Origin of the sequence: Streptomyces sp. KLMMK (genome assembly GCF_036961605.1) — a bacterium.
GTDB lineage: Bacteria > Actinomycetota > Actinomycetes > Streptomycetales > Streptomycetaceae > Streptomyces > Streptomyces telluris.
The window spans coordinates 1-3934 of record NZ_JBAMDC010000515.1; the positions used below are offsets into that span (position 1 = coordinate 1).

Here is a 3934-nt window from a genome sequence, read left to right on the forward strand (position 1 = left end):
CGCCGAGCAGCCCCCGCAGGAAGTGCTGCTCCTGTTCCGTGGCCGCGCCCATCAGCGCGTCCACGCGGCGCTTGCGTTCGGCATGCGCGCCCTTGCCGGCCACGGCGGCGATCCCGTCGACCGCCCGGTCGACCTCCGCGACGGTCAGGGCGGGCGTGCCCGCCGGGGCCGGGGAGGAGCGCAGCACGCTCCAGCCGATGCCGATCCTGCCCTGCGGCAGCCGCCCCGACAGGTAGGTCAGGGCGACGGGCGCCTCCCGCGGGTCCGCGCCGCGGAAGAGACCGGCCAGCAGGGCGGTCTTCTCCGACCGCGCGGAGGTCGCGGCCACTTCGGCGGACACGCGGGCGACATCGGCCAGGAGCATGCCTTCATCGTGCAACGGGCATGCCCGTCACGCAGTCCGGCTCAGCCCCGCAGCCGGTCCCAGAACCCGCAGTGGTGCTCCTCGCCCAGGCGGATCTGCCGGATGCCGTCCGCGCCCGGCGCGAGGGACTGCGTCAGCCCCCGCTCGTGGAGAGCGGGCCAGTGCGGGGCACCGGAGGAGTTCGGGTCGCCGGTGCGGGCGAAGCGCGTCCAGTAGCCGACCATCCGGTCCGACAGGACGCGCTGCGCGCTGTTGAGCGGCGGCTGGGTCGGGAAGGCGGTGAACAGGTAGGGCAGTTCGAAGGCGTGCGAGGCTCCGTAGGAGAAGCCGGGCACCACCGGCAGGCCGTCCAGGACGGGTGCGTCACGGTCGGCGAACTCGTAGGCGTACGTCGGCACCCGCCCGGCCAGCGCGCGGTCGGCCCGCACCGCCGAGCAGACGAACGTGGTGTCGGTGAGCACCGCGGACCAGGCCAGCGCCGGCGAGGCGTAGTGCGACAGCGGGTACTCCGCCTCGACGGCGCCCGCGGCGGAGCCGAAGGAGTCCGCCAGGCGGGCCCGGTAGTCCCGCTCGTCCCGCAGGGGGAACTGCTGCAGGGTCAGGCCGACGAACAGCCGCATCTCGTCGAGGTTCGTGCCCTGGATCACCGGCACCCGGTGGAAGCGGCCTGCGGTGAGGGCCTTCTCCGGCTCCGCGGGCAGCAGGGCGTTGCCGTACACCGGCCTGCTGAACGCCTGCGCCAGCTCCGGCGTCGCCAGCTTGTCCGCGCTCAGCCCGCGCAGGCAGTCCAGAGCCCCGGCCCCCTGCGGGCAGCCGAGCTGCCCGGCCGCGGCGGCACCCGCGTCCTGGAGGGCCCGCTGCGATACGGAGAACCCGGCCCCGGGCGTGCCCGGAGCGACGGCGCCGCGGGGGAAGGAGGTCATGCACGACCCGCTCTGCAGGACCGCCTTGTGGAAGAGGCCGGCCGCGGTGGGCGAGGTGAGCTGGGCGCAGGTGCTGATGGCCCCGGCCGACTCGCCGAACAGGGTCACGTTGTGCGGGTCGCCGCCGAAGCGGGCGGCGTTGGCCCGTACCCAGCGCAGGGCCGCCTGCTGGTCGGCGAGGCCGAAGGCGGGCGCGTCCCCGAGCCCGGGGTGGCCGAAGAAGCCGAAGGCGCCCAGCCGGTAGTTGAGCGTGACGACGACGGCGTCGCCGCGCGTGGCCAGGCGGGCGGCGTCGTACTCGCTGCCGGTGCCGCCGACGAACCCGCCGCCGTGCACCCACACCATGACGGGCCTGCCGTGGCCGGTCGCGCGGCCCGTCGGCGTGGTGACGTTGAGGTACAGGCAGTCCTCCGACCCGGTGGCGGGACCGGTGCCGAAGATCGGCGTCTGCAGGCACTGGGAGCCCGGCTGCCCCGCGTCCCGTACACCCTTCCAGGGCTCGGCCGGCTGCGGAGCGCGCCAGCGCAGCGGGCCGGTCGGCGGCGCCGCGAAGGGGATGCCCTCGTACGTGGCGTATGTGCCGTGCGCTCTGCCGCGCACCGGGCCGTGGTCCGTGCCGACGACGGGCCGGTCCGGCGTGCCGGGTTCCTGGCCCGGTGGTGCGGCGGCGGCGACGGAGGTGACGGACATCAGGGCCAGGAGCAGGGCGAGGAGAGCACCGCCCCGGCGACGGGGGAGCCGGACATGCTGCATGCGTATGTCCTTTCGGCCGGCGGGCGCGCGGTCGGGCCCGGGCACCCGGGGTAGTACCCATCCCGGACCAGGGGTATCTCCGCCGCTCACCACTACCTGGCGTCACGTCATGGCCGTGGCCCGACGACCTCCGTTCCCTCGGCGACGGTGATGGCCGCCGCGGGACAGGAGTCCGCCGCGTCCAGCACCGCCTCGTCGGGCTCCGTCGTCCCTCTCAAGGGCCGGGAGCGTTCGCCGTCCAGCGCGAACAGCCCCGGCGCCAGGGCCGCGCAGATCCCCGAGCCGAGGCACGCGCCCCGGTCCACGGTCACCCGCCACGCCGCCGTGCCGTCCGCCGCGGCCTCCGCCGGGTCCGTCACCGGGCTCACCACCCCACCGGCATCGAGCGCGGCCCGCGGACCAGCATCCCCGTCTTCCAGACGATGTCGCCGGCCGGCCGGAGCCCGGGCAGCCGCAGGATCAGCGCCCGCAGTGCCTCCTGGAGCTCCAGCCGGGCCAGCGGGGCACCGAGGCAGTGGTGCACGCCGTGGCCGAAGCCCAGGTGCTGGTTGGCCTGCCGGCCGATGTCGAGGATCTCGGGGTCGGCGAACCGCCGGGCGTCCCGGTTGGCCGCGCCGACGGCCACCAGGACCGCGTCGCCCTTGCGCACGAGCGTGCCGCCCACCTCGATGTCCTCCAGCGCGTAGCGGGCGAACGACGCCCCCGCGCCCAGCGGGACGAAGCGCATCAGCTCCTCGACGGCGCCCGGCAGGAGGGCCGGGTCGGCGTGCAGCCGCTCCAGCGCTCCGGGGTGGTCGAAGAGGGTGAGCACGAAGTTGGGGACCTGCGTCGCGGTGGTCTCGTGGCCGGCGACGAGGATGCCCACGCACAGCTCGATCAGCTCGCTCTCGGAGAGCCGGTCGCCCACGTCGCGCGCCTCGATCAGGGCGGTCATCAGGTCGTCGGCGGGCCGGGCGCGGTGCTCCTCGACGAGCCCGGCCATGTAGGCCCTCAGCTCGTCCCGGTTCACCGTCTTCTCCTCGGCGGTCAGCGAACTGGTCGACAGCGCTGCGTCGCTCCACTTGCGGAAGCGCGGGCGGTCCTCCTCCGGCACCCCGAGCAGCCGGCAGATCACGGCGACGGGAATCGGCAGCGCGTAGTCCTCCACCAGATCGGCGGGCGGGCCCGCCGCGACCATCGCGTCCACCAGGCGCTCGGCGAGCGCGCGCACGTCCGGGCGCAGCTTCTCGACCCGCGGGGTGGTGAACGCCTTCGTCACCAGGGTCCGCAGCCGGGTGTGGTCGGGCGGGTCCATGCTCAGCAGGCCGGTGTCGCGCGGCCCGTTCCCCCGGCGCGGCTCGTCGTGGTGGACGCTCTCGGCCCGGCTGAACCGCCGGTCGCCGAGGACGAGCCGGGCGTCGGCGTAGCGGGTGACGAGCCAGGCGGGCTCGCCGTACTCCAGGCGGACGCGCAGCAGCCCCTCGCCGCGGCGCGCCTGTGCGTACTTCCCGGACAGGGCCAGTCCGGTGGGGTCGTTGAAGGGGTAGGCAGTGGGCTCGTCGTGGGTGATGGACATCCGCGCGCCTCTTTCCTGAGTGTCCCTGCTTACAGCAAGCGTCGGCAGAGATGGGTGCCTCGGTCAACAAGGCGTCACCCTCGCGCCGCCCGGGTCCGGTCCGGCCGCCCCGCCCCCGCGCCCGCCCGGGCCCGGCCCGCGCTGTCGCTGATGCGGATCAGCAGAGCCACCATCAGCCAGTTGGCGACGAGCGAGGAGCCGCTCTTGGCGAGGAACGGCAGCGCCTTGCCGGTCAGCGGGATCAGGCCCATCACCCCGCCCGCCACGACGAAGACCTGCAGGGCCAGGGCCGCCGCGAGCCCGACGGCCAGCAGCTTCCCGAAGGGGTCGCGCGCGATC

4 protein-coding genes and 1 pseudogene are annotated in these 3934 nt (G+C 75.1%); all 5 read right to left on the reverse strand.

What is annotated here, in order from left to right:
* Positions 1-364: pseudogene (locus V7793_RS34655) on the reverse strand (ATP-dependent DNA ligase); the annotation flags it as partial.
* Positions 365-405: 41 nt separating this feature from the next.
* Complete coding sequence (locus V7793_RS34660) at positions 406-2040, reverse strand: carboxylesterase/lipase family protein (protein ID WP_336013670.1); 1635 nt, start codon at positions 2038-2040, stop codon at positions 406-408.
* 107 nt (positions 2041-2147) lie between these two features.
* Positions 2148-2399, reverse strand: a complete 252-nt coding sequence (locus V7793_RS34665; RefSeq protein WP_336013671.1) for a ferredoxin — start codon at positions 2397-2399, stop codon at positions 2148-2150.
* 5 nt (positions 2400-2404) lie between these two features.
* Positions 2405-3595, reverse strand: coding sequence for a cytochrome P450 (locus V7793_RS34670; protein ID WP_336013672.1), 1191 nt, complete (start codon positions 3593-3595; stop codon positions 2405-2407).
* A gap of 74 nt (positions 3596-3669) precedes the next feature.
* A partial coding sequence (locus V7793_RS34675; RefSeq protein ID WP_336013673.1) for an FtsW/RodA/SpoVE family cell cycle protein occupies positions 3670-3934 on the reverse strand: 265 nt, incomplete at its 5' end.